This window comes from Bordetella tumbae, from assembly GCF_054780995.1.
Genome location: NZ_BAAGVG010000011.1, coordinates 319,099 through 344,204 on the forward strand (window position 1 = coordinate 319,099; position 25,106 = coordinate 344,204).

24 protein-coding genes and 1 riboswitch are annotated in these 25,106 nt (G+C 60.9%); of the genes, 13 read left to right on the top strand and 11 right to left on the bottom strand.

All coding sequences use genetic code 11. From position 1 onward, the window contains the following. Positions 1–20: 20 nt before the first annotated feature. The 4 genes from ACYVI2_RS10090 to ACYVI2_RS10105 all read right to left on the bottom strand — a co-directional run bounded on the left by ACYVI2_RS10090 (position 21) and on the right by ACYVI2_RS10105 (position 4,297). Positions 21–356, bottom strand: a complete 336-nt coding sequence (locus ACYVI2_RS10090; RefSeq protein ID WP_094824185.1) for a phage holin family protein — start codon at positions 354–356, stop codon at positions 21–23. 162 nt (positions 357–518) lie between these two features. Further along, complete coding sequence (gene ahcY / locus ACYVI2_RS10095) at positions 519–1,922, bottom strand: adenosylhomocysteinase (RefSeq protein ID WP_415822455.1); 1,404 nt, start codon at positions 1,920–1,922, stop codon at positions 519–521. Positions 1,923–2,018: 96 nt separating this feature from the next. Beyond that, positions 2,019–2,141: riboswitch (S-adenosyl-L-homocysteine riboswitch) on the bottom strand. Positions 2,142–2,208: 67 nt separating this feature from the next. Next, the gene (locus tag ACYVI2_RS10100) at positions 2,209–3,279 is read right to left on the bottom strand and encodes a glycosyltransferase family 4 protein (RefSeq protein WP_415822454.1); all 1,071 of its coding nucleotides are present in this window, start codon (positions 3,277–3,279) and stop codon (positions 2,209–2,211) included. A 94-nt stretch (positions 3,280–3,373) separates the two neighbouring features. Then, positions 3,374–4,297, bottom strand: coding sequence for a LysR family transcriptional regulator (locus tag ACYVI2_RS10105; protein WP_415822453.1), 924 nt, complete (start codon positions 4,295–4,297; stop codon positions 3,374–3,376). A 144-nt stretch (positions 4,298–4,441) separates the two neighbouring features. On the opposite strand from ACYVI2_RS10105, the gene ACYVI2_RS10110 reads away from it, so the two are divergent. The 5 genes from ACYVI2_RS10110 (at position 4,442) to ACYVI2_RS10130 (ending at position 8,789) form a co-directional block, all read left to right on the top strand. Then, the gene (locus ACYVI2_RS10110) at positions 4,442–5,425 is read left to right on the top strand and encodes a Bug family tripartite tricarboxylate transporter substrate binding protein (protein WP_415822452.1); all 984 of its coding nucleotides are present in this window, start codon (positions 4,442–4,444) and stop codon (positions 5,423–5,425) included. 13 nt (positions 5,426–5,438) lie between these two features. Continuing rightward, positions 5,439–6,860 (top strand): 3-isopropylmalate dehydratase large subunit, encoded by a 1,422-nt coding sequence (gene leuC / locus ACYVI2_RS10115; RefSeq protein WP_415822450.1) that lies wholly within the window; start codon positions 5,439–5,441, stop codon positions 6,858–6,860. Further along, positions 6,857–7,507: a 3-isopropylmalate dehydratase small subunit gene (leuD, locus tag ACYVI2_RS10120; RefSeq protein ID WP_415822449.1), complete on the top strand. Its 651-nt coding sequence runs from the start codon at positions 6,857–6,859 to the stop codon at positions 7,505–7,507. Before leuC ends, leuD begins: the two co-directional genes overlap by 4 nt. Positions 7,508–7,579: 72 nt before the next feature. Next, a complete protein-coding gene (locus ACYVI2_RS10125) occupies positions 7,580–8,464 on the top strand; it encodes an alpha/beta fold hydrolase (protein WP_415822447.1) in 885 nt (294 codons plus the stop codon). A gap of 76 nt (positions 8,465–8,540) precedes the next feature. Further along, on the top strand, positions 8,541–8,789 hold the full coding sequence (locus ACYVI2_RS10130) for a DUF1289 domain-containing protein (RefSeq protein WP_415822446.1): 249 nt from the start codon (positions 8,541–8,543) through the stop codon (positions 8,787–8,789). A 149-nt stretch (positions 8,790–8,938) separates the two neighbouring features. Here ACYVI2_RS10130 and metK read toward each other — a convergent pair whose 3' ends face one another. Continuing rightward, on the bottom strand, positions 8,939–10,102 hold the full coding sequence (gene metK / locus ACYVI2_RS10135; RefSeq protein ID WP_415822445.1) for a methionine adenosyltransferase: 1,164 nt from the start codon (positions 10,100–10,102) through the stop codon (positions 8,939–8,941). Between the two features lie 287 nt (positions 10,103–10,389). Here metK and ACYVI2_RS10140 point away from each other — a divergent pair, with 287 nt between their 5' ends. From ACYVI2_RS10140 to xerC, 5 genes are all read left to right on the top strand, one after another. Beyond that, entirely contained in the window at positions 10,390–11,301 is a 912-nt protein-coding gene (locus ACYVI2_RS10140; protein WP_415822444.1) for a lysophospholipid acyltransferase family protein, read from the top strand. After that, complete coding sequence (locus ACYVI2_RS10145; RefSeq protein WP_415822443.1) at positions 11,294–12,184, top strand: lysophospholipid acyltransferase family protein; 891 nt, start codon at positions 11,294–11,296, stop codon at positions 12,182–12,184. The genes ACYVI2_RS10140 and ACYVI2_RS10145 overlap by 8 nt, the downstream gene beginning before the upstream one ends. A gap of 109 nt (positions 12,185–12,293) precedes the next feature. Further along, positions 12,294–13,208, top strand: a complete 915-nt coding sequence (gene dapF, locus ACYVI2_RS10150; RefSeq protein WP_415822442.1) for a diaminopimelate epimerase — start codon at positions 12,294–12,296, stop codon at positions 13,206–13,208. A gap of 14 nt (positions 13,209–13,222) precedes the next feature. Then, entirely contained in the window at positions 13,223–13,906 is a 684-nt protein-coding gene (locus ACYVI2_RS10155; protein WP_415822441.1) for a DUF484 family protein, read from the top strand. A gap of 139 nt (positions 13,907–14,045) precedes the next feature. After that, a complete protein-coding gene (gene xerC / locus ACYVI2_RS10160; protein WP_415822440.1) occupies positions 14,046–15,029 on the top strand; it encodes a tyrosine recombinase XerC in 984 nt (327 codons plus the stop codon). A gap of 13 nt (positions 15,030–15,042) precedes the next feature. On the opposite strand, the gene ACYVI2_RS10165 is transcribed toward xerC, so the two are convergent. The 6 genes from ACYVI2_RS10165 to ACYVI2_RS10190 form a co-directional block, all read right to left on the bottom strand. Beyond that, entirely contained in the window at positions 15,043–17,118 is a 2,076-nt protein-coding gene (locus ACYVI2_RS10165) for a TonB-dependent receptor domain-containing protein (RefSeq protein WP_415822439.1), read from the bottom strand. A gap of 677 nt (positions 17,119–17,795) precedes the next feature. Next, positions 17,796–18,812 carry a nickel/cobalt transporter gene (locus tag ACYVI2_RS10170; RefSeq protein ID WP_460490301.1) on the bottom strand — a complete coding sequence of 339 codons (1,017 nt, stop codon included), beginning with the start codon at positions 18,810–18,812 and terminating at the stop codon, positions 17,796–17,798. Beyond that, on the bottom strand, positions 18,812–19,438 hold the full coding sequence (locus tag ACYVI2_RS10175; RefSeq protein WP_415820789.1) for a DUF1007 family protein: 627 nt from the start codon (positions 19,436–19,438) through the stop codon (positions 18,812–18,814). The genes ACYVI2_RS10170 and ACYVI2_RS10175 overlap by 1 nt, the downstream gene beginning before the upstream one ends. Before the next feature lie 5 nt (positions 19,439–19,443). After that, positions 19,444–20,586: a TroA family protein gene (locus ACYVI2_RS10180; protein ID WP_460490302.1), complete on the bottom strand. Its 1,143-nt coding sequence runs from the start codon at positions 20,584–20,586 to the stop codon at positions 19,444–19,446. Positions 20,587–20,596: 10 nt separating this feature from the next. Next, positions 20,597–21,472, bottom strand: a complete 876-nt coding sequence (locus tag ACYVI2_RS10185) for a metal ABC transporter permease (RefSeq protein ID WP_415820782.1) — start codon at positions 21,470–21,472, stop codon at positions 20,597–20,599. Between the two features lie 25 nt (positions 21,473–21,497). Beyond that, the gene (locus ACYVI2_RS10190) at positions 21,498–22,247 is read right to left on the bottom strand and encodes a metal ABC transporter ATP-binding protein (RefSeq protein WP_415820781.1); all 750 of its coding nucleotides are present in this window, start codon (positions 22,245–22,247) and stop codon (positions 21,498–21,500) included. 327 nt (positions 22,248–22,574) lie between these two features. Between ACYVI2_RS10190 and ACYVI2_RS10195 the strand changes: the two genes are divergently transcribed. From ACYVI2_RS10195 to dksA, 3 genes are all read left to right on the top strand, one after another. Next, positions 22,575–23,087 carry a Fur family transcriptional regulator gene (locus ACYVI2_RS10195; RefSeq protein ID WP_415820780.1) on the top strand — a complete coding sequence of 171 codons (513 nt, stop codon included), beginning with the start codon at positions 22,575–22,577 and terminating at the stop codon, positions 23,085–23,087. Positions 23,088–23,445: 358 nt separating this feature from the next. Beyond that, positions 23,446–24,546, top strand: a complete 1,101-nt coding sequence (locus ACYVI2_RS10200) for a CobW family GTP-binding protein (protein WP_415820779.1) — start codon at positions 23,446–23,448, stop codon at positions 24,544–24,546. 57 nt (positions 24,547–24,603) lie between these two features. After that, entirely contained in the window at positions 24,604–25,068 is a 465-nt protein-coding gene (gene dksA, locus ACYVI2_RS10205) for an RNA polymerase-binding protein DksA (protein WP_094824165.1), read from the top strand. Positions 25,069–25,106 lie beyond the last annotated feature (38 nt).

The following is a 25,106-nucleotide window of genomic DNA, read 5'->3' on the forward strand; positions in this document are numbered from 1 at the left end:
TCGAAAAGGGGAAATCGGAATCAGGGGATCAGGCGCGAAAGCAGGCCGGAAATGATGCTGTACAAAATAGCGCCCCCAACGGCCCACCAGAACCCGTTGACCTGAAAGCCTCGCAAAATCGAGCCAGCCAGCCAGAACAACAGCGCGTTGAGCACCAGCAGAAACAAACCCAACGTGACGATCGTGATCGGCAACGTCAATAGCACCAACACGGGTTTGACCAGCATGTTCAGTAAACCCAACACCAGCGCGGCAACGAGCGCCGAGCCAAAACTGGCCACTGTGATGCCTGGCAACAGATAAGCCACAATCAACAGGGCCACCGCGTTCAATAGCCAAACTAAGATCAAAGTCATCGTGCTTTCTCCGGTAAGGCGCCCACAGGTAGGCGAAATCCGCCGCGCCCGAGGCGCGGCGATACAGCAGGCCTGGCATAACCTATTGCAGTGGCGCCCCCATCGGGGTAGCGCCGTGCGGTCTATGCACAGGCCTAAACATCCACCTATTGTGCTACAGGATCAATAGCGATAGTGCTCGGGCTTGAAGGGGCCCTCGACCGGTACATTGATGTAATCAGCTTGATCCTGACGCAACGTCGTCAGCTTCACGCCCAGTTTCTTCAGGTGCAGGCGAGCAACCTTCTCGTCCAGCTGCTTGGGCAGTACATACACCTGGCCGCGCTCGTAAGCCTCGTTACGCGTGAACAATTCGATCTGTGCGATGGTCTGGTTCGCAAACGAGGACGACATCACGAACGAGGGATGGCCCGTGGCGCAGCCCAGATTCACCAAGCGTCCCTGTGCCAGCAAGATGATGCGCTTGCCATCGGGGAACACGATGTGATCGACCTGCGGTTTGATTTCTTCCCACTGTAGGTCTTCCACCGAGGCGACGTCGATTTCGTTGTCGAAGTGGCCGATGTTGCACAAGATGGCCTGGTCTTTCATGGCGTCCATGTGCGCGCGGGTAATGACGTGATAATTGCCCGTGGCCGTCACGAAGATATCTGCCAGCGGAGCGGCTTCTTCCATGGTGACGACCTTGAAGCCTTCCATCGCGGCTTGCAGAGCGCAGATCGGATCGACTTCAGTCACCCAGACTTGGGCGCGCAAGGCGGCCAACGCTTGCGCGCAGCCCTTGCCCACATCGCCATAGCCGGCGACTACGGCGACCTTGCCGGCGACCATCACATCGGTCGCGCGCTTGATGCCGTCGACCAGCGATTCACGGCAACCATACAGGTTGTCGAACTTGGACTTGGTCACCGAGTCGTTGACGTTGATGGCGGCAAATGCCAACTCGCCTTTTTGCGACATCTGGTAGAGACGGTGCACGCCGGTGGTGGTTTCTTCGGTCACGCCCTTGATGGCAGCCAGGCGGGTGGAATACCACTTGGGATCGCGTTCCAGCGTGGCTTTGATGGAGGCGAACAACACGCGTTCTTCTTCGCTGCCCGGTTTGGCCAGCACCGAGATATCTTTCTCGGCACGTGCGCCCAGGTGCAACAACAGCGTGGCATCGCCGCCGTCATCCAGGATCATGTTGGCATGACGGCCCTCGGGCCATTCGAAAATGCGGTGCGTGTATTGCCAGTATTCTTCCAGGGTCTCGCCTTTGACGGCGAACACCGGCGTACCGGTCGCGGCGATCGCAGCGGCTGCGTGATCCTGGGTCGAGAAAATGTTGCACGATGCCCAGCGGACTTCAGCGCCCAGCGCCACCAGCGTTTCGATCAGCACGCCGGTCTGGATGGTCATGTGCAGGCTGCCGGCGATACGCGCGCCCTTGAGCGGCTGGCTGGCGGCGAATTCTTCACGGATGGCCATCAGGCCGGGCATTTCAGTTTCGGCGATCGCCAATTCGCGGCGGCCCCAGCCGGCCAGCGAAATATCGGCAACGAGGAAATCGGGGGTGGTAGTCATGTGTTGAGTGCTCCTAGATATCAACGGCAGTGCTTGTCGCAGGCAACCGTACGGAACACCCAATCGTGAAAAGGCGCCCGCCTTTGCCTGCTGCGACAAAGGTGAGCGCCGTTGCTGGACGCCGCCTGGGCGACGTCTGGTGAGATTCCTGAGCCTGGCAACCCGCCTGGCCGCCCCGACAGGGACAAACCGGGGATCGTCGCAGCGCTCCTCAGGACTGAGACGAATTGTACCGGGTGCAACGAGGGATGCAACCAAGCGGCGCAAAACGCCTAGGGGGGCCGCCTTATGTCTGCGGCGTCAGTGAGTTCGTTGCGGCCGAATTTGCCGAGATGGGCCAGGCAGCCTCTCCCGCCGGCGTCAAAGGCACCAACGCCTGCAGCAGATCCTGCGCAATCTTTTCCCAGGTACGCTTCAATGCGCCCTCGCGGACACCTGTACGGTCGAGTTCCAGCGCCTGGCGGCACGCCATTGACAGATCGTCATTTACGAAGCCCGTGGCGCCGGCATCGATCACCGCCAGCGGTGCTTCGGTATGAAACGCGGCAACGGGGGTACCGCAAGCCATGGATTCCAACATCACCAGGCCAAACGTATCGGTCAGGCTGGGGAACACAAAGACGTCGGCCGACGAATAATAGGCCGGCAGTTTCGCATCGGGCTGCATGCCCAGGAAGCGGACGTTGGGATAGGCTTTGCGCAGCCGGGCCTCATCGGGCCCCGTGCCGACCACCACCTTGCTGCCTGGCAGATCCAGCGACAGGAACGCATCCAGATTCTTTTCCCGAGCCACTCGCCCCACGTTCAGAAAAATCGGCCGCGGCAGATCCTCGAACGCATCCCGCTTGCCTGGACGAAAGTGCGCCGCATCCACGCCGCGGGACCACACGCGCAGGTTTGCCAGCCCGCGCGCGGCCACAATGTCGCGTACGGTCGGCGTCGGCACCAGCACACAAGCTGACGGACGGTGAAACCAGCGCATGAATCGCCAAGGCAGCGATGCGGGAATGCCCATTCTGGCCTGCAGATAATCTGGAAACAACGTGTGAAACGACGTGGTGAATCGCCATCCCTTGCGCAGGGCCATGCGCCTCGCCGCCAGGCCCAGCGGCCCCTCGGTAGCGATGTGCAAGGCATCGGGCACCGTATCGCCCAGGATGCGGCGCAACTGCCGGCCCGGCGTCAGACATAGGCGCAACTCGGGCTCAGACGGCGCCGGCATCGACCGCGCGCCATTGGGATTGACCACGATCAGTTCGTGTCCCCATTGCGTCAGCAGGCGCTGCATGGTGGTCCAAGTACGGACCACGCCATTGACCTGGGGGGGCCAGGCATCAGTAACCAAAACGATACGCATAGGTATCCCCGGCGCGAAAGTCATCGATCCCGCGATTTAGCCTGCTGAATGTGACACGTCAAAGACAGAAATATGACGGCTGCAAGACGAGGATCTACCACACGTCCCGGTCGCTGCCCGGCGGGCGGACATGGCCGGCGAAACGCTGCACCAGAAAATCCACGAATGCCACGGTCTTTGCCGGCAGATTCAGCCGCTCCGGATACAGGGCATGGATGTCGGCCGGCGGCGTATGCCAATCGGACAACACCTGCCGCAGTCGCCCGGACCGCAGATACGCCGCAGTTTCCCACTCAGATCGCATGACGATACCGTGGCCGTCCAAGGCCCATTGCAGTGCGCTCTCGCCATCATTCGAGCTGAGCGGGCCACGCACTTTGACGGTTTCCATACGCTGGCCGCTGCGCAAATGCCACGTACCATAGGCCACATCATTTTCGCGCACCACGATGCAACGATGACGCGACAGGTCTCCTGGCGTACGCGGTTCGCCCGCTGCCTGCAGATAGCGGGGCGACGCACAGAGCAGCCGGCGATTGGACGCGATCTTGCGTGCGGTGAGCCGGGCATCGGGAATGTCGCCAAAACGCACGGCCACATCAAAGCCCTCGTCCAATAGATTGACGGGACGATCCGTCAAACGCATCTGGACCTCGACCTCGGGAAAAGCGCGCGAGAAATCAGACACTGCCGGCACGATGTGGGCGCGGCCGAAACCAAACGTGGCATTCAGTCTCAGCAGTCCCCGAGGTTGAGCCTGGCCACTGGCGATATTGCGTTCCAACGCCTCCAGATCGGCCAGGATGCGGTTGCCTTCGGCCAGATAGCGCTCGCCCTCGTGCGTGACGGTCACCCGTCTGGTGGTGCGGTTGAGCAGCCGTACGCCCAGCCGGCGCTCCAGATTGGCCAGCCGCGTACTCACGGCAGGCGGCGTCAAGCCGAGCTCGCGTGCCGCTGCCGACAAGTTGCCGTGTTTCACCAGCAGTGAAAAAAACGCCAAGTCAGAGATGGCATTCATGGGCGCCTCCGCCTGCCTATTATTAAATTATTTTAAATAACGCTTTATTTATTCATTAATTATAAGAACAAACTTGGCCTATACACTGGCTGCACAACATCGAACCATAGCCGTGCCATGTTCGCGGCCCCAAAGGAGACATCCATGACGTCATTGCTTTCCCGGCAGATCCTCTGTGCCGTCGTATCGGCGGCGGGCTGTATCGCCGCGCCATCCGCCTCGGCGCAGGCGTTCCCCCAACGCGCCATCACGCTGGTTGCGCCATTCGCGCCAGGAGGCAGCGTCGACATCACGGCACGCTTGATCGCGGATGCCTGGGCCAAGCAATTGGGACAAAGCGTGGTAGTGGAAAACCGCGCGGGCGCCTCCGGCAATATCGGCATGGCGGCCGTGGCACGCGCCCAGCCTGACGGCTACACCCTCTCCATCAACACGATGTCGTTGGCGATCAATCCGTCGTTATTCAAGAACATGCCCTTCGATACGCTGAAGGATCTGCGGTCAGTCGGCACGATCGCGACGTCGCAGCATGTGCTCACGGTCACCAATAGCCTGCCGGTCAACAACGTCGCCGAGCTACTGGCGTATGTGCGTGCACGGCCCGACAATGCGTTGAGCTTTGGATCGGCTGGAACGGGCAGCACCTTTCACATGGCTGCAGAGCTATTCAAGTCTGTCTCCAAAACACAAATCCTGCATGTGCCCTATAAAGGCGGCGGCCCCGCCATGCTGGATACGATCAGCGGTCAAGTGCAGATGAGCTTTCCCGTACTGTCGGCTGCAAAACCGCAGGTCGACGGCGGCAAGCTCAAGCCTCTGGGCGTCACAGGAAAAACGCGATCCCCGCTCTTGCCCAATGTGCCCACTATCGCCGAATCGGGTCTGCCTGATTACGAATTCAACACGTGGTTTGTGATCAGTGCGCCAGCGGGCACCCCCCAGGCAGTGGTGGACACGCTTAATGCCAAGCTGGGCGACGCATTGCGTTCGCCGGAGGTGGTCGAACGCATGAAAAAAGAAGGCTTTGAGCCGCTGATCTCCACCCCGAGCCAAACCGACGACATGGTTGCTGCCGAGATGAAGCGTTGGGCTGGTGTCATCCAGGCCGCCGGCATTGAACCGAACTAAGGAGCCTTTGATCATGGCTGCCATGACGCTATATGACAAACTAGTGGCGAGCCACGAAGTGGCCCGCATCGATGATGAGCATATCCTGCTGTATGTGGATCTCCACATCATGAATGAATACACCAGTCCGCAGGCATTCAGCGGCCTGGCTACGCGGGGCCGGCAGGTATTGCGACCAGGCCAGCAAATGGCGGTTGTCGATCATATTATTCCGACGCATCCAACGCCTGCTGCGTCCCGCGTCATTCAGGATCCGGCATCATCGCGGCAAGCCCGCAATCTCAAGCGCAATTGCGATGAACAGGGTATTGCGTTGTTTGATACGACGGATCCGCTGCAAGGGATCGAACATGTGATCGCGCCCGAACACGGCATGATTCTGCCCGGCATGGTGGTGTTATGTGGTGATAGCCATACAACAACCTACGGTGCGCTGGGCGCACTGGGTTTTGGTATCGGCACCTCAGAGGTGGAACACATTCTGGCGACACAGACACTGGTCTATCGCGTCGCCCGCAATATGCGTATTAGCATCGACGGCGCATTACCGCCAGGGGTATCGGCCAAGGACCTCGTGATCTACGTGGTGTATCGACTCGGTGCGCAAGGCGCGCGCGGCTACGCGGTGGAATACTGCGGCTCGGCAATCGATGCGCTCTCGGCAGAAGCACGCATGACCTTGTGCAATATGACCGTCGAGGCTGGCGCACGCGCTGCGTTGATTGCGCCGGATGACATCACCTGTCGCTATGTCGAGAAGCATGCTCCGCAACTGCATGGCGCAGACCTGGAACAAGCGCGTGAATACTGGCGTACCTTGTATTCGGACGCAGACGCGCAGTTTGACGCGGAATACGTATTCGATGCGGCATCGATCGCGCCTTTCGTGACCTGGGGTACCAGCCCGGATCAAGCGATGCCGGTGACCGGTACAGTGCCGGATCCAGAGGAAGAAACCGATACGCTGGCACGCATCGCATTGCGCAAAGCCATCGACTACATCGGTTTGAAACCAGGCACACCGATCGCGGGTGTTCCCATTGATCGCGTGTTTATCGGCTCGTGTACCAATGGCCGTATCGAAGACCTGCGCATCGTCGCCGCGATGGTCCGAGGCCGTAAAGTCGCTGCCGGCGTGCGCGCAATGATCGTGCCGGGATCGGGTGCGGTACGGACCCAGGCAGAGGCCGAAGGCATCGCAGCACAGTTGATCGAAGCGGGCTTCGAATGGCGCCAGCCGGGCTGTTCGATGTGCCTGGCCATGAACGATGACATGCTGCGTCCCGGCGAGCGCTGTGCGTCGACCACCAATCGCAATTTCGAGGGCCGCCAGGGACGCGGCGGCCTGACGCATTTGATGAGCCCCGCCATGGCCGCCGCGGCAGCATTGACCGGCCGGATCGTTGACGCACGCACATTGGAGCAAGCCGCATGACTGCCTCATCTCTCATCCAGGGCATCGCCGCGCCGTTGCCACTGAGCAATCTGGACACCGACCAGATCATGCCCAAGCAATTCCTGCGCATCATCGACAAGGCCGGCCTGGATCGCGGACTGCTCTACGACTTACGTTTCGACGAAGCGGGCGCGCCGCGCGCAGAGTTCGTCTTGAATCAACCGGCATATGCAGATGCATCGGTGTTGGTAGCGGGGCCGAACTTCGGTTGCGGCTCCAGTCGCGAGCACGCGGTCTGGGGGTTGCAGCAATTCGGCATCCGCGCGGTGATCGCGCCGAGCTTTGGTGAAATTTTCTTCTTTAACGCGCTGAACAATGGACTGTTGTTGATCGCCTTGCCCGTCGAGCAGATTGACGCCCTGCTGCAGCGCGTATCGAATGCCGACAGTAATCGCATCGAGATCGATGTCATGGCCGGGCAAGTGCGCGCCGATGATGATTGGACGGCAACGTTCACCTTGTCGGCTCGACATCGCCAGATGTTTGCACAAGGCCAAGACATGGTGGGCGCATCATTGCAGCAACTGGACGAGATTACTCAATATGAAGCTCAGCACTGGGCTCGTTACCCGTGGATGAAAGACGTCGCCCAACGTGTGCGCAGCCGGCTCGACGCCGCGCGTTGATACGTTCGTCGCCACGGTGATTTGACATGCGATTGCCCGTGTATTGTTGTATGCCCTGAAATTGGAACGCACGTGACCGACTCACTATTCGATCTGCCTTTGCAAACCTTTGTCGTCAATGGCGTACGCATAGCCGCCCGCATCCAGGGCGACGGACCGCCACTGCTGCTATTGCACGGCCATCCTCAGACACACGCCATCTGGCATCGCATCTGGCCTGAGCTGATTCGCACTCACACCTGCATCGCCGCGGATTTGCGCGGCTACGGCGACAGCGAAAAACCCGAGGCCACGTCCGATCACGCCGCGCATTCAAAACGCGAGATGGCGCGTGACATGGCCGAGTTGATGACCACGTTGGGCCACGAGCAATTCGATGTGCTGGCTCACGACCGGGGCGCGCGCGTCGCACATCGTCTGGCGCTGGATCATGCCGCGCGCGTGCGGCGCATGATGTTGCTGGATATCGCGCCTACCCTGGATATGTACGAGGGCACGACCCGTGCCTTTGCACAAGCGTATTTTCATTGGTTCTGGCTCATTCAACGCGCGCCGATTCCCGAAACCATGATCGAACATGACCCGGTGTTTTATATCCGCTCCGTCATGGGCAGCCGGCCCGGGGGCCTGGCGCTGTTCGCCCCCGAGGCATTGGCCGAATACGAACGCTGCGCCCAGCTGCCGAACTGGGCCACCGGCATCTGCGAGGATTACCGCGCCTCGGCCACCATCGACCTGCAACACGACCGTGACGGCCGCGCACAAGGCGAACGCCTGCGCATGCCAGTGCGCGTATTCTGGGGCGAGCGCGGCGCCGTCGGACAAAATTTCGACGTGCTAGGACTATGGCGCGCCGTCGCCGACGATATCGCGGGCAGTGCCTTGCCCGGCGCACATTATCTGGCCGAAGAAATCCCGGAACGGGTTGTGGAAGAAGCGCGACGATTGTTTGCCTAGGCTCCGCCCCGCAGTATCCGACCCTGCATCAGGGCCTTGCAAAAAGGGACGCACGGCGGATGCTAAGCTGCGCCTGATGAGTCACACCCTATCCACCCCTGGCGGCGACACGGCTGCCCCTGGCGACACAGAGCCGTCGCAAAACGCTTTTGTTGCGACCGATTCCCCCTGCGTGGCCGTCTGCTCGACGCTTTTCGACGAGATCTGCCGTGGCTGCGGCCGTACGGCCATGGAAGTCTCCAACTGGGTCTTCATGACCGAGGAAGAAAAACAAATTGTGTGGCACCGGATTCGGGCCCAGGGATATCCGCGGCGCAAGGGATAACGTGGCGGTCTCGCCGATAGTATTAACGCCTTCGTGGAAGTACTGTCTTCAGAGACACAAACCGCGTCAACGACTCCAACGACCTCGTTGCGCAAACAAAAATCCCGCCTGTCTTGGCGGGATTTTTGTCGGATCAAGCAGAAACGGACTTAAGCACTTTTCTTCAGTCCCTGAGCCTTGTCGGTGGCTTCCCAAGAGAACTCGGGCTCGGCACGGCCGAAGTGGCCATAAGCTGCTGTCTTGGTGTAGATCGGACGCAGCAGGTCGAGCATGTTGACGATGCCCTTGGGGCGCAGATCGAAGTGCTCGCGCACCAGCTTGGCGATCTGGTCATCGGAGATCACGCCGGTGCCTTCGGTGTACACCGTGATGTTGATCGGCTCGGCTACGCCGATGGCGTAGCTGACCTGTACCTGGCATTGACGGGCCAGGCCAGCGGCCACGATGTTCTTGGCCACATAGCGCGCTGCATACGCCGCCGAACGGTCAACCTTGGAGGGGTCCTTGCCGGAGAAAGCACCACCGCCGTGCGGGCAAGCGCCGCCGTAGGTGTCCACAATGATCTTGCGCCCCGTCAAGCCGCAATCGCCTTGCGGGCCGCCAATCACGAAACGGCCGGTCGGGTTGACCAGGAATTTCGTCTTCGGCGTGATCAGGCCATCAGGAAAGCTGGGCTTGATGATGTCTTCGATGACGGCTTCGTGAATCGACGATTGCGAGATCTCGGGGGCATGCTGCGTAGACAGCACAACGGTATCGACCTCGACCGGACGGCCATCGACATAGCGGAACGTGACCTGCGACTTGGCGTCGGGACGCAGCCACGGCAGGCGGCCGTCCTTGCGCAACTCGCTCTGGCGCTGCACCAGACGGTGCGCGTACCAGATCGGAGCGGGCATCAGATCAGGGGTTTCGTCGCAGGCGTAACCGAACATCAGGCCTTGGTCACCCGCGCCCTGATTCAAGTAGTCTTCGGAGGTACGGTCCACGCCCTGGGCAATGTCAGGCGACTGCTTGTCATAGGCCACGAGCACCGCGCAGCCTTTGTAATCAATACCGTAATCGGTATTGTCGTAGCCGATGCGACGGATAGTGTCGCGCGCGACCTGGATATAGTCGACGTTGGCGGTGGTGGTGATTTCACCGGCCAACACCACCAACCCGGTGTTGCATAGCGTTTCGGCAGCGACGCGGGCATTCGGGTCTTGGGTAAAAATGGCGTCAAGAATGGAATCGGAAATCTGGTCGGCGACCTTGTCCGGATGCCCTTCGGAGACGGATTCAGAGGTAAAGAGAAAATCGTTACTGGCCACGGATACGTCCTTACGAGACCGGCAAAAAACCGGCACACAGGTTTAACGAGGCGCGTTGCGCGCGGATCTGAACCTGAATGGATAAGGATCTGGGCGCGACGCTTTAGCGGATTTTGCCCGAAACGCATGCGCGTAACAGGCGTCGCCCCGCAAGTTGTCGGTTAACTCGGCGACAGAGCCCATTTTAGGCGAAAATGCCGGGTCCCTGCTTATTGCATGAATTCATACGCTTATCCTTAGATACTTCGCATCGGGGCTTTCTCGCTGCGACACAGACCACGACCCGCATGCTGCTTGCCTTGTTTCGCGCCTTTGCCTTGCTTCCCCTGCCCGTTTTGCACGCGGCGGGGCGACTGCTGGGCCGCCTGGTCTATGCGTTTCCGGGCCGATATCGGCAACGTCTGCGGGCAAATGCCGCCCAGGCGGGTTATACCGATCCGGCATTTGCCCGCCGCGCGGCATCCGAGACCGGCGCCATGATGATGGAAATGCCCAAGGTCTGGTTCCGCGGCCCCGACAGCCTCGCCAAAACGGTTTGCGACGACGTGCACGTCGTCGAAGCGGCGTTGGCCGAAAACCGCGGGATCTTGTTCCTGACGCCGCATTTGGGGTGTTTTGAGATCACGGCACGCTATTTGGCAGTGGCTCTCCACATCCCCATGACCGTCATGTTCCGCCCCCCCCGTGTGGCGGCTTTTGCGCCACTGCTCGATACCGCGCGTAACACCTCCGGCCTGAAGGCCGTGCCCGCGAACATGCAAGGCGTGCGTGAGTTCGTGCGGGCCTTGCGCCGAGGCGGAGCCGTCGGCCTACTGCCCGATCAAGCCCCTGGCGAAGGCGATGGCGTCTGGGCACCGTTCTTCGGGCGCATGGCGTACACCATGACACTGCCGGGCAAGCTGGCCACACAAACCCAGGTGGCCGTCATTATCGTGGCGGGCGAACGCCTGCCAAAGGGCCGCGGTTGGCGCGTCCATTTCTCGCGCGTGCCCGACCCGTTGCCAGAGGGCCCGCAAGCCCAGGCCGCCTTGTTCAATGCCGCCATGGAAAAATTGATTCGCCACGTGCCGCATCAATATCTATGGAGCTACAACCGCTACAAGACGCCACGCGGCGCGCCTCCCATCCCGCCCATGCCCGAAAACACGGCGTCCGACACGCATCCTTCGCATCGTCCAGGGCCGACATCTCATGAATGACTTCAAGCTGCGAGCCCTGAACGCGCTATTCGCCTGGTTTGGCCGCATTCGGCCGTCTACCCGCCAACGCATTGGCGCAGGACTCGGCTGGCTCACCCGCAAACTGGCCCGCTCGCGCGTGCGGATCGTGCGCCTGAACCTGAAATTATGTTTTCCCGAGCTCTCCGAACAAGAGCGGGAAAGCATGATGCAGGCGCACTTCCGCGCCCTGGCACAGACTATCGTTGACCGGGGCGTCCTGTGGTACGGCACGCCCGAGGCCATTCGCGAAATGGTGACCACCGAGGGAGCCGAGCGCATCAATGCCTTGATCGCCGAGGGCCGGCCAGTCCTGCTGCTGGCACCGCACTTTGTGGCACTGGACGCCGCCGCGACGCGCTTGAGCATGGATGTCCCCAGTAGCGCCACCATGTACACCCCCCAGAGCGATCCCGCGGTGGACACGCTGGTGCGTAACGGCCGCGGTCGATTCAACGAAGTCTTCCTCGTGAGCCGCAAAGACGGCGTGCGCGATCTGATCCGCCATCTGCGCGCGCCTCGACCGGTGTATTACCTGCCCGATATGGACTTTGGCCGCCAGGGAGCGGTGTTCGTGCCCTTTTTTGGCGTACCGGCAGCCACCCTCGAAGCCACCGCCCAATTAGCCCGCAAATGGAACGCCGCGGTCGTGCCCGTGATCGATTTCTGGGATCCGGACACGGGCCGATACCATGTGGAAGTCCTGCCCCCGCTGGCGGATTTCCCTGGCGAGGGTTCCCTGGAGGAAGCCACGGCCCGCTTGAATCTGCACATAGAAGGCTGGGTGCGGCGCTGCCCCAGCCAGTATTACTGGGTTCACCGGCGCTTTAAGACACGCCCCTTGGGCGAAGCCAAATATTATTGAATGCCCGGCAGGTGTGGCGTTGGCGGCATCCGTCACCTGAATCACACGAAAATCCGGAGCGGCTCGGCTTTCCCCCGGTCAGCCACCCCTACTGCCACGCTCCCACGTAATGCGCGATAATCCTCCCATGATCTGGAACTTCACCAAAATGCATGGCGCGGGCAACGACTTTGTCGTGCTCGACGGCGTACGCCAAGCCATCCACATGACGCCCGAGCGCGCGCGCGCCCTGGCCGATCGTCATTTCGGCATCGGCGCCGACCAAATTCTCCTGGTCGAACCGGCCACACGTTCGGACGCGGATTTTCGCTATCGCATTTTCAATGCCGATGGGTCGGAGGTCGAGCACTGCGGCAACGGCGCGCGCTGCTTTGTGCGATTCGTACACGAACAACATTTGTCCGATCGTAATCCGCTGCGCGCCGAGATTGCGACCGGCATTCTGGTGCTGGATGAGGGCGACGACGAACAGGTCACCGTGGATATGGGCGTAACCCGATTTGATCCGGCCGCCCTGCCGTTCGATACCGATGGCCTGGCCTCACACACGCAGGGCGAGGACACATTGTGGCAATTGGACTTGCCCGACGCGCCCGCCGATGCACCGCGCAGCGTGCAGGTCTCGGCCGTCGCCATTTCCAATCCCCATGCCGTCCAACAAGTCGACGACGTAGACACCGCTCCCGTAGGTATCGTTGGCCCGCTGGTCGAGCGTCACCGCCGTTTTGCCCGTCGCGTCAACGCGGGCTTTATGCAAGTCGTCGACCGCAACACCATCCGGCTGCGCGTATACGAGCGCGGGGCGGGCGAGACCCTGGCCTGCGGAACTGGCGCCTGCGCTGCCGTCGCTGCCGGCATTCGCCGCGGCCTGCTGGATTCGCCCGTGCGGGTCCACACCCGCGGCGGCACCCTCACCGTGGACTGGAACGGCGAACGCCTGCGCATGACGGGCCCCGCCACCTCTGTCTACAACGGCCAAGTCGATATCGACAAGCTGGTTTTCTCCATGGCCCTCGGCCGATAAACGCTACGCACTCAATGACCGATACCGCTCTCACTGCCCAGGACATCGCGGATTTCCTGCAAAACAACCCGGAATTCTTCGATCAGCACGCCGAGGTCTTTGCCACGCTGCAAGTCCCGCACCCGCACGGTACGCGCGCCATTTCGCTGGGTGAGCGGCAGATTCTGACCCTGCGCGAACGCAACCGCGAACTCGAATGGCGCCTTAACGAGCTGATCAACAACGCCGATTCGAATGAGGCCATTGGCGATCATGTATCGCAATGGTGCGCGCGCCTGCTGGGCGAAAGCGAGCCGCAACATCTGCCAGGCGAAATCGCACTGGGCCTGGCCGAGCAATTCGACCTGAATCATGTCGGCCTGCGGTTGTGGAATCTGGCCGGACTCACTCCCACGGGCTACGGCGCGCCTGTTTCGCAGGACGTGCGCGACTTTACCGACAGCCTGAAAACACCCTACTGTGGCCCGGACACCGAATTCGAAGCCGTGAACTGGCTGGATGCCAAGCCTCAATCGCTGGCCTTGATTCCGCTGCGTTTCGAGTCCGATCAACCCAGCATCGGCCTGCTCGTCTTGGGGTCTGATGATCCTGTCCGCTTCAATCCGGAAATGGGCACGGTATTTCTCGAAGCGATCGGCCGCTTGGCTTCCGCAACCCTGCGCCGGCTGAATACGCCGGCGCCGCAGAATCCGGCCTGACATATCGAGAGGACAGGGATCAGGAGCACACCACATCAATCCCGTGCTTACCTTTGACCCATACGGATCGCAGGCCGGCCAACCCGTGCCTGCCCCCCGCCGTAAAAGCGGCGATGCCTGGACCTGAGGCTTATCCATCATGACCGAGCCAGTTCCCGATCCCGTTTCAGAATCCCTGCCTCAGCCCCTGGATGCGTGGCTGCAACACTTGCAGGCCCATCGGCGCTATTCCCCTCACACGCTGGACGCCTATCGACGCGACCTGCGCCAGTTGGCCACCTTGGCCCACGCAGTCAAGCTGCCGCTCGAACAGCTCACCAACAGCCACATCCGGCAGTTTGCCGCCCGTCTGCATGCACAGGGCCTGGGACCGCGCAGCCTGGCCCGCGCATTGGCCGCCTGGCGAGGTTTTTATCAATGGTGGGCGCTCACGATCGACCTGGCCGGCAACCCCGTTGTCGGCGTGCGCGCCCCCAAAGCGCCCCGCGGCCTGCCCAAGGCACTATCCGTAGAGCAGGCACAGGCACTGCTGGACCATGCTTCGGCACAACTGGCTACCGAACCTGCGGGCTTGCGCGATCGCGCCATGTTCGAACTCCTGTATTCCAGCGGTCTACGGCTCTCTGAGCTCGTCGGGCTGGATTTGCACTACACCCGTACTGCCGACTACGAATCGTCGAGCTGGCTCAACCTCGCCGAAGCCGAGGTCGTTGTATTGGGCAAAGGCGGCAAACGCCGCAGCGTCCCCGTCGGACAAACCGCATTGACTGCCCTACAACGCTGGATCGAGGTCAGGTCCCAATTGGCAGCGGCGAGCGCTACTGATACCGACGCCAATGCCCTGTTCGTCGGCACACGAGGCCGGCGCATCTCACCTCGCGTCGTCCAAACACAGCTCGCGAAATTCGCGCAGGCAGCTGGCCTGCCTGCGCACGTACACCCGCACGTGTTGCGCCATAGCTTCGCCAGCCACGTGCTGCAATCCGCGCAAGACCTGCGTGCAGTGCAAGAAATGCTGGGGCATGCCAACATCTCTACGACACAGATCTACACCAGACTGGACTTTCAGCATCTGGCCAAAGCCTATGATCAGGCTCATCCACGTGCGGGACGTAAATCCTAGATTTACGTCGCGATCAGTACATCACCCGCATGCCCAATAGCACGCTACGCCCCGCCAACGGCGCGGCTGTCGAAATAAAAGACGCGTGGTTATAGGCTAGCTTATCCAGCAAGTTCGTCCCGCGTAGATAGACCTCATAAGCGGTATCGGCGCCAAACGTACTGCGATAGCTCACCACGGCATTCACCATGTCATACCCCGCCGTGCTTGATTCATACGACGCGATATCGTTCTGGCGGAACACATGCGCATACTCGACGCCGCCGGACCATTGCTGCCACTTGACGTTGGCCCGCACGCCCGCGCGCGCAGCAGGAATACGCGGCAGATTGCCATCGCCGCCGGTCAATTTGCCACGTACGTAGTCACCGAACACACCGGCCGAAAACACCTTGTTGAACTGGTGGCGTACCTCGCCCTCGATCCCTGTGAATTCTGCATCATGCTGCGCGTATTCGATCAAGCGGAAATCCTCGTACTGATCGAGCGTGTTCGCATAAATGTAGTTCTTGACCCGATTATGGAAAGCGCTCACGCTGAACGTCGTGTCGCCTTCATGCTTGCGCAGAGTCAAATCGATATTGTGCGAGGTTTCCTTGCTCAAATCTGCATTGCCGATTTCATAGGTATTCGTCGCCAGGTGCACACCGTCTGCATACAACTCCTGCGCATTGGGCAGGCGCTGCGAGCGCGACAAAGACAAGGCCACCGAATACTGCGGCGCAAAGTCCCAGATTGCGGCGGCCGACAAAGAGGTGCCTGATTGGCTGGAACGCGGGTTATCGCCCTCGGGAGAAATACGTTGCCAGTCCTGGCGTGCACCAACCTCAAAGCGCCAATCGGCCAGACGATATTCCTCTAGCAAAAAGAGGCCCGTCGACTGCGTATCGCTGCGCGGCAAGAACGCCTCTTCGCCCTCAGCGCTGAAATCACTGAACGAATTCTGCAAACCGATCACACCGCGCCAGCCGTACAGCGGCTTGTGCTCCAACTCCAGACGCGCGTCATAGCCGCGGTTTTTAAAGGTGGTGCCGACTTCTCCGCCTTCGATTTCCTGATGCTGATAATCCGTCAGACCGCCACGAAAGCGGATCTTTTCGAATCCGGCAAAAGGCTCGGTATATTCCGCACGGACGTCCACGCGCTTGCTGCGCAGCTTGACGTAGGGAGGATCCTCATCCTCACCATGTTCGTGGTCATGATCATGACCGTCTTCACCCTCGTGATCGTGATCGTCGTGACCGCTGCAATGCAGATGCGTGCCATGGGGGTGGCAGCCTTCATATTCGTGATTGTGTCCGGGCAGGCCGTATTTGCTGTCCAGATAGGTGAATGCCACCCCGACATAACCGCGCGGCGTGACCCACGACAGGCCCAGGCTGCCTTGCGAGGACTCGCTATACGAGCCTGCCAGCTCTTTGCTGGTCCAATCCGGCACGTCGTAATCATCGGTGCGACGTTTCATGCCTTCGACGTGGACTGCAAACTGGCCTGTGCCGGCGGTGATGCTCACTGCGCCTGCACGCTCGTTGGTGCCGGTCGCACCGCGAATCTCTGCTTCGGCCTCCACGCCTTTCTCCGGGATTGCCGTGGGGATACGGTTATCCAGCACGTTGACGACACCGCCAATGGCGCCTCCGCCGTACAACAGCGTGGCCGGACCGCGCAGGACTTCGATGCGTTGCGCCAAGAGGGGCTCTGTCGTCACAGCGTGGTCGGGAGAAATGCTGGAAGCATCCATCAATTCCGAACCGTCTGACAGCACCTTGACCCGTGGCGCGGTCTGGCCGCGGATCACAGGCCGGCTGGCGCCGCCGCCGAACGTATCCGAGTTGATGCCCGGTAAACCGTTCAACGTATCGCCCAGGGTGCCTTGACGGCGCTCAATCAGCGCGTTGCCGTCCAGCACCAGCGCGGGCAAGGCCATGCTGTCGGGGTCCAGGCCCAGCGGATTGGCCGACACGGTGATGGGAGCCAAGGTGGCAGCAGTGTCTGCATTGGTATCGGCCGCTTGGGCTTGTTGCGCCTGCACGGCGGGGGCTAGCGCTAGAGAGAGTGTCAGCGCTAGCGGATGAGGGTTTAACGTCATTTCCCGTCTCGACTATGTTATATCATTTCAAAAACTACGAGATGATATAACATATCAATTATTGACGCAGAAAAAATTACGGCGATTGCTGATCGATCAGCGCTGGCGGGATGTATCTCTGGGAAGGCGTCCCTGCCGGGTGCCTGGAAGCCGCACCGGCCCTATCGCACGGACTCGGCCCGTGACCAGGGGCCTCGGCCCGCTTCGCGGGCTAAATCCGCGCTCTACGGGCCGGTGCAGCTTCCAGACACCCGGCAGGGACTCACAGTAGTGGCATGCCGCGGTCGCTGGCTGGCACGGGTCACGGCTGAATCGTGGCGTAAGTTGCAATGTGCACGGCCGGCCAATCAACGACGATGTTGCCACTGCCCGTGCCACCACTGCAGGAACATCCGTCATATGCAGACAACGTGAGCCGACGTCCGCCGTGTCAAAGCGGTGCCGGCCCGTAGAGCCCGCCGAACCTGCCTTGTCAGGCGGGGGGTAGTCGGCTGGGCATGTTTGAGCGCAGCGTAGCGAAGCGAGTTTGCCCAGCCGCCCCGCCTGGCGAGGCTGGTGAAGGGCAGTCTGGCCGCGCAGGCGGCCAGACCGGGCGATAGGGCCGGCACCGCTTTGACACGGCGGACGTCGGCGCCAATAGAACGCAAACCGGAACGTCAAAAAGCGCCTCCCAAAAATCACCCTCCTCCGCGAATCTGCCCCCCCAACAACAACACCCCCAGCAGCAACACAAACACCGCCGCCGCCGCCTCAATCGCCACACGCACCCGAGTCATCCAGACAGCAGAAGCATAAGCCCCCACCCGCGTAGCAGCCCCCGCCGCCACAACGGCAAAAACCGCCAATGCAGCAACAGTAAGCCCCGTCCCCAACCCCATGGCCAACGCGGCGGCTATCCCCGCTGCGAAGAAGTCTTGCGACAACGCAAAGACCAAGACAATGAGCGCGCCACTGCATGGCCGTAATCCCATCGCGAGGATGGCCGACATGGCTTTGCGCCAGTCCAGCGCACCAGCGACTTGATCGGGCGATGGGACATGCACGTGCCCGCAACCACAGTCGTCATGATGGTGATGACCATGATCATCATGCGCGGCTCCGTGCGCATGCCCCTGCTCTGCACCATGGACATGGCGATGGTCCGCTCGGCGCAGCCAAGGCCGCAGCGCTTTGCTCCAGACCAGCCATGCTCCCAACAGCGTGATCAATGCGTATGACGCGGTTTCCAGCCAGCGCGTGGCGCGATTCATTTCTGGTGCCGTCGCGTGCAACAGCCAGGCCATGACAGCGACCAGCATAATGGCGACCAGGGCTTGTAATAGCGCAGCCAAGAGTGCCAGCAACGCGCCGTTGCGAGCGGTCTGGCGATTGGCCAGGACATACGAAGCAATCACGGCTTTGCCATGGCCTGGGCCCAGCGCATGGAATATGCCATACGCAAACGAGAGGCCTAACAAGCCCCAGGCGGCCGTTCCGTCGGCCTGCCAGGCGCGTACCGCACCGGTGAGCTGTCTATAGAAATGCGATTGCCACGCGGAGATCTGCGCAAATAGACCGCTCAGCCAGCCTGGCCCCGCCACGGCGCCTCCGCTTTCCGGCACTCCAAATGGATGCGCGCTCTGAGCCCATCCCGCCAAAGGCGGCAGCCAGAGCAACAATGCCCATGCCAACACCGCCGCATTTACCTTCCTCATCAGCAACTCACGTCGATTCGATGTGTCAGTCCTTTCGTGATGGCCAGCAACTCATCGGGTACGGTTTCCGCCTCGGCAGGGATCGCCGCCAATTTCTGCATGGTTTGCCAATCGAGTTCACCGGGCGGCCGATAGGATTGCTGACAGGATTTCGGCGCCTCGATCAATGACACCGCACCCGGCGCACCAAAGTCATAGGCGACGAAATACGTCGGATCGTAGATATCGAACTGCACGCCCTGTTTATCCGGAACCATGGGTTGAGCGAGAGGCAGCGTGAAGGACAGTGTCAATCGCTGCGATTTGGTATCCCAGCTCACTACGGCGTCACGTGGTTCGGCGAACGCCACGGGCTTTCCGTTCACGCTCGCCTGCGTGAAATAGTGTGAAATCGGTTCACCCAAAGCCTGCATCCAATCTTTCGCCATACCCTGCAGGGTTTTGGCGGGCAGGCTGCCATCGGGACCTTTTTCCAGGCCTTGAGTCGTGTAAGCGCCGAACATTTCGTCGAACAGCCAATCTTGTTGGATCGCCGTCATTCGGCCTTCTGCGTCAAAGGCGATACGTGCGCGAGCGTCTATCCACATATGTGGATGAGCCTGCGCCACCGGTGTGGCACAAGCCATGATCATCACGGCTGCAAGGCCTCGGAAAGCTGACGCGCGTTCCATTCAAACATCCCCAGATAAGTCGCCGCCGGCTGTCCGGACGGAGCCAGCGCATCGGAGTAGAGCGTACCACCGGTACGTGCCCCCGTTTCGCGCGCGATCTGTTGGACTAAAACCGGGCTGCTGACATTTTCGACAAACACGGCAGGCACGTGCTCCCGTTTGACCTGTTCGATGATGCGCGCCATATCGGCCGCCGAGGGCTCGGCGTCGGTGGACAAGCCGGCCACCGGAATGAATCGCACACCATAGGCGTCACCGAAATAGCCAAAGGCGTCGTGCGAACTGACCACTTGGCGACGTTCGGCCGGGATGGAGGCAAAGGTCTTGCGAATCTGTGCGTCCAAGGCCTCGATGCGTGCGATATAGGTTTGTGCACGTTGGCGATAGGCCGCTGCGTGCGCTGGGTCGGCGGCAGCCAGGCCCTCTGCGATGTTGCGGGCGTAGACGACACCGTTCTTCAGGCTTTGCCAGGCGTGCGGATCATGATCGCCATGGTGATGATGGTGACCTCCTGCCGCATGGTCGTGCGAGGCATCATGATCATTGTCGTGGTCGTGGTCGTGGTCGTGGTCGTGGTCGTGGTCGTGGTCGTGGTCGTGGTCGTGGTCGTGGTCGTCATGATCATGATCGTGACCGTGCGCGCCGTTATCGCTCTGAGTCGGCTTCTTGTCGTCGCCGTGGTCATGCGCGTCGCCATCACCATGGTCATGACCATCTGCTTCCTGCTCGGTCATCTTGCGCGGCGTGATTCCTTTCGTAGCGACAATGGTGGCACCGGAAAAGTCCGCGGCTTTCGCGAGGCGAGGCAGCCACGTTTCGAAATCCAGTCCGTTCTCTACCAGGACGCTGGCCGCCTTCAATTCGCGTGCGGCCGCCGGCGTGGGTTCATACGAATGGGCATCACCATCGGGACCGACCAATGTTGTCACCGACACATCGTCGCCGCCGATTTCACGCACCATATCGCCCAACACCGAAAAGCTGGCGACCACTCGCAAGGGTTCGGCGCTATGCGCCATGATGGGCGCACACACACTGGCCGCCCCCAACGTCAACATCATCAATATACGGCGCCGTGCCTGCGCGGCAGAATAGTTGTGCATCGTTCTTCCTTTAGCGAAAACGGGTGCGGCCATGAGCCATCAGGCCATGCAATAACCCACCCTGCGGCCCGCAAGCCACAGAAACCAGATACGCCAGTCCGGCCGCCAGAATGATGGCGGGCGATGCAGGCAAGTTGTAGTGATAGGAGAACAGCAGGCCAGAGAGGCCTGCGACGACTCCCAGGATCGCCGACAAGACGATTTGTCCCGCCACGGTCGGCAGCCAGAAACGCGCGGCAGCAGCAGGCAACATCATCATGCCCACCACCATCAACGTCCCCATCACCTGAAACCCGGCCACCAGATTCACGACGACCAGGAAAAGAAAGGCCATATGCGCCAACGTGCCTCGGCCTGCGCAGGCGCGTAGAAAACCCGCGTCCAGGCATTCGGCCACCAGCAACCGATACAGCACCGCCATCGCCAGCAATGTCACACTCGCGACGCTGGTCACCAGCAGCAGGGATGCATCGTCCAGACCGAGCACGGTGCCAAACAACACGTGCAGCAGATCCATATTCGAGCCGCGCATCGACACCAGCAATACGCCCAGCCCCAGCGATATCAAATAAAACGCCGCGAAACTGGCGTCTTCGCGCAAAGGGGTCAGCCGGGCAACAACGCCCGCCAGTACCGCGACCAGCAAACCGGTGATCAAGCCGCCCAGCAGCATCGCCCACAACGACAGGCCCGACAGCAAGAAGCCCGCTGCCACACCCGGCAAAATCGCGTGCGACATGGCGTCGCCCATCAGACTCATCCGACGCAACACCAAAAAGACGCCAAGCGGCGCCGCACCCAATGCAGCCGCCGACGTACCCGCCAGCGCCCGCCGCATAAAGGCATAGTCGACGAACGGCGCCACGGTCCAGTCCAACAGCGTCATCGGAATCCCCTCTCCATGCCGCGCCTCACAACCATTCCTGAAGCGCGCCGCGCGCTGCCGCCAAATTGCGGGCCGTCAGTACCTGGGCTGTCGGTCCCCAAACGATCTGCCGCCCTGCGAGCAATAAAGTCTGCGAAAAATGCGCACGCACCATGGCCAGATCATGCAGAACGGCCACGACGGTGCGACCTTCCCGATTCCACTCGCATAGCAATTGCATCAATACATCGGCGGTGTGGCTGTCGACAGCCGCAAAAGGCTCATCCAGCAACAGCACTTGAGCGTCCTGCAACATCAGACGGGCAAACAAAGCCCGTTGCATCTGCCCGCCTGACAATGCACCGACCATGCGGCCCGCCTCATCGGCCAGTCCGACAGTCTCAAGCGCCTGCCAGGCCCGCTGCGTTTCCGTATGACCAAAACCACGCCAGGCGCCCACACGGCGCCATGCGCCCATCGCTACCATGTCCAGCACGGTAATAGGAAAGGAACGGTCCATCTCCACCGCCTGCGGCAACCATGCCAGACGGCGACGTTCCTGTGGGTCGATATCCAGACGGCCGGCCAAAGGACGCATCAATCCGACGATGCCTTTGAGTAAAGTGGACTTTCCCGCGCCATTGGGCCCCGCAATGGCAGTCATGGAGCCGCGATCAAAATGCCCGGACACGGCTTGCACAGCCGCCCGGCCGCGCCAACCGAAGGCCGCTTCACGCAACGCGATCACGGGATCGCCGGACACGCTTGTATCCACCGCCGCCTCGAGAATAGACATCGCCATCCCGCTCACGCAGCAGCCCACCAGCCCATGGCCCATCCGGTCAACGCCCACAAGACCATTGCGGCCGCTGCCGCGATACTCAACCGGGAAAAAACAGAGGCCCGCAGCGCTGATCCACGAGAACGAGCCGCCGCAGGGGAAACAATATGAGACATATCCACGCGTACAGCCCGCTCTCGGGGGCAGGGCTGTTTATTCATTCAATTAGATATGTTATATCATAACAAATATGAGTAAGACCGGCTTGGCGCTCCCCGTACGGCCCGTTTTCTGATACCTTCGCGGGATTGCCTGTCCGGCGCTATCCGGCTGCCACGATCAATGCCCACCCCGCCCCGCTCCGCTCGCCCTGACTCTATTGGCGAACAACTCAATATCGCCGAATCGCTCTGCGCCCAGCGCGGCCGCCGGCTGACGCCTATTCGCCGTAAAGTGCTGGAATTGCTCCTGCGCCACGGCCGCAGCCTCAAAGCCTACGAACTCCTGGACGCCATGCGCGCCGAGCACCCGGGAGCAGCGCCCCCTACGGTCTACCGGGCGCTGGACTTTCTGATGGACGAGGGCCTGATTCACCGTCTGGACGCGGTCAATGCCTGGACCGCCTGTCACGACGCGGCGGGTGCGCCGCATGATTTGCTGGTGGTCTGTACCGGCTGCGGAGCCGTGGCCGAGGTCAGCGACCCTGCCATGAGCCAACAATTGGCCGATCGAGTGGCCTTGACGGGCTTTGCCCTGGCCACGCACGAAACCGAAATCCGGGCGCTCTGCCCCCAATGCCAGCAAAAACAGCCGGCCGATGCCGGCCATCGCCATCATCACGGCCATACGCATTGAAACGGCTTGCCCGGCCGGGCGAGTCGGGTGTCATTTGCCGGCATGATGGAACCATCTGTTAGTCTGCCTGTTGCTGCGGCGCAGCATATGGGGGAATTGGCGGGCAATCCGTCCTCTATGCACGGTAGATGGACGCTCCCCCTTGAAATGCAGCCATACATCCCCATATAACTGCATCGAATGGATTACAGCGCCGCTTTATGCCTGTAACAGCAGTGCGGTGCCGGGGGTTGTCCCGGGGTTTGCCCACCTGCCCTTACTGTGCTGTAATCCTGCGTCCGGTCGCAACCGCGGCCGCCTGTTGTTTTATGCCTTGGACGCACTCGTGTGCCTGAGGCTCTCAGATTACCGCCTTGCCATGAATACCCAGCGCAGTTTGGACAAAATGGTTCCCGTCACCATCCTCACCGGCTTTCTCGGTGCAGGCAAGACCACCCTGCTCAAGCGCATTCTGACCGAATTCCACGGCCGCCGCGTTGCCGTCATCGAAAACGAATTCGGGCCGGAGAGCATCGACAACGACTTGCTCGTGCAGGATAGCGAGGAAGAAATCATCGAGCTCAGCAACGGCTGCGTCTGCTGCACGGTACGTGGTGACCTGATGCGCACGCTGGCCGAACTGCGCGCCAAGCGCGTGGCGGGCGAGCTCACTTTCGAACGCGTCATCCTCGAGACCACTGGCATGGCCAACCCCGGCCCCGTGTGCCAGACGTTCTTCATGGATGACGATATCGCCGAATACTATCGTCTGGACGCCGTTGTCACGGTGGTCGACGCCAAGCATGGCATGGCGACGCTGGATGCCCAGTCCGAGGCTCAAAAACAAGTCGGTTTTGCCGACCGTATCCTGGTCTCCAAAAAGGACCTGGTCAACGAGGCCGACTACGAGGCGTTGCGTGCCCGTCTGGTGCGCATCAATCCGCGCGCACCCATCACGCCGGTCAATTTTGGCGAAGTCGATCTGAAGTCCATCATCGACATCAGCGGCTTTAATCTGAATTCCATTCTCGACATCGACCCGGATTTCCTGGCCGATGAGCACCCCGACGCGGCGCACAGCCACGCCCACGGTCATGACCACGACCATGATCATGATCACGATCATGACCACGAAGGCGAATGCGGGGCGCATTGCCATCACGAACATCACCATCACGACGACGAAATCGGTGCATTCGTCTTCCGCTCAAACAAGCCGTTCGATCCCGCACGGCTGGAAGAATTCCTCGGCGGTGTGGTGCAGGTCTATGGTCCCGACCTCATGCGCTATAAAGGCATCCTGTACATGAAAGGCATCAACCGCCGCATGTTGTTCCAGGGTGTGCATATGATGATGGGTGCCGAACCCGGCAAGCCGTGGACCGCAGCCGAAAAGCCGTCTACCAAGATGGTCTTTATCGGCCGCAAGCTGCCCCAGGAAATTTTCACCCGGGGCTTGGAGCAGTGCCTGGCGGGCTAACGCCGCAATCCGGACGCGCGCAATCGCGCCAGGATCGATTCATAGTGGAGTGTTTTCATGGCTACCAAGGCAGCAACCAAAAAATCAAACAAGTCGACTAGCGATACGGCGATTGATCTGCCCAGCGAAGAAGAATTGCTGGCCATGCCCGAGTCGGAATATATGAACGACCGCCAACTGGCGTTCTTCAAAGAGCGACTCAAGCAACTCGAACAAGACATCCTGGCTAACGCCGGCGAGACCACCGAGCACCTGCGTGAAACGCAATTCGTGCCCGACCCCGCCGACCGCGCCACCATCGAAGAAGAGCACGCTCTCGAGCTGCGTACTCGCGATCGCGAGCGCAAACTTCTGAAGAAAGTGCAACAGTCCATTGCCCGCATCGATAGCGGCGAATATGGCTGGTGCGAAGAGACCGGCGAACCCATCGGCATCCCGCGCCTGTTGGCCCGCCCGACGGCCACGCTCTCTCTCGAAGCGCAAGAACGGCGCGAAATGCGTCAAAAGCTCTACGGAGATTAATCCTCTCCTTTGCGTTTTCGCTCTCGTCTTTCGGGGCC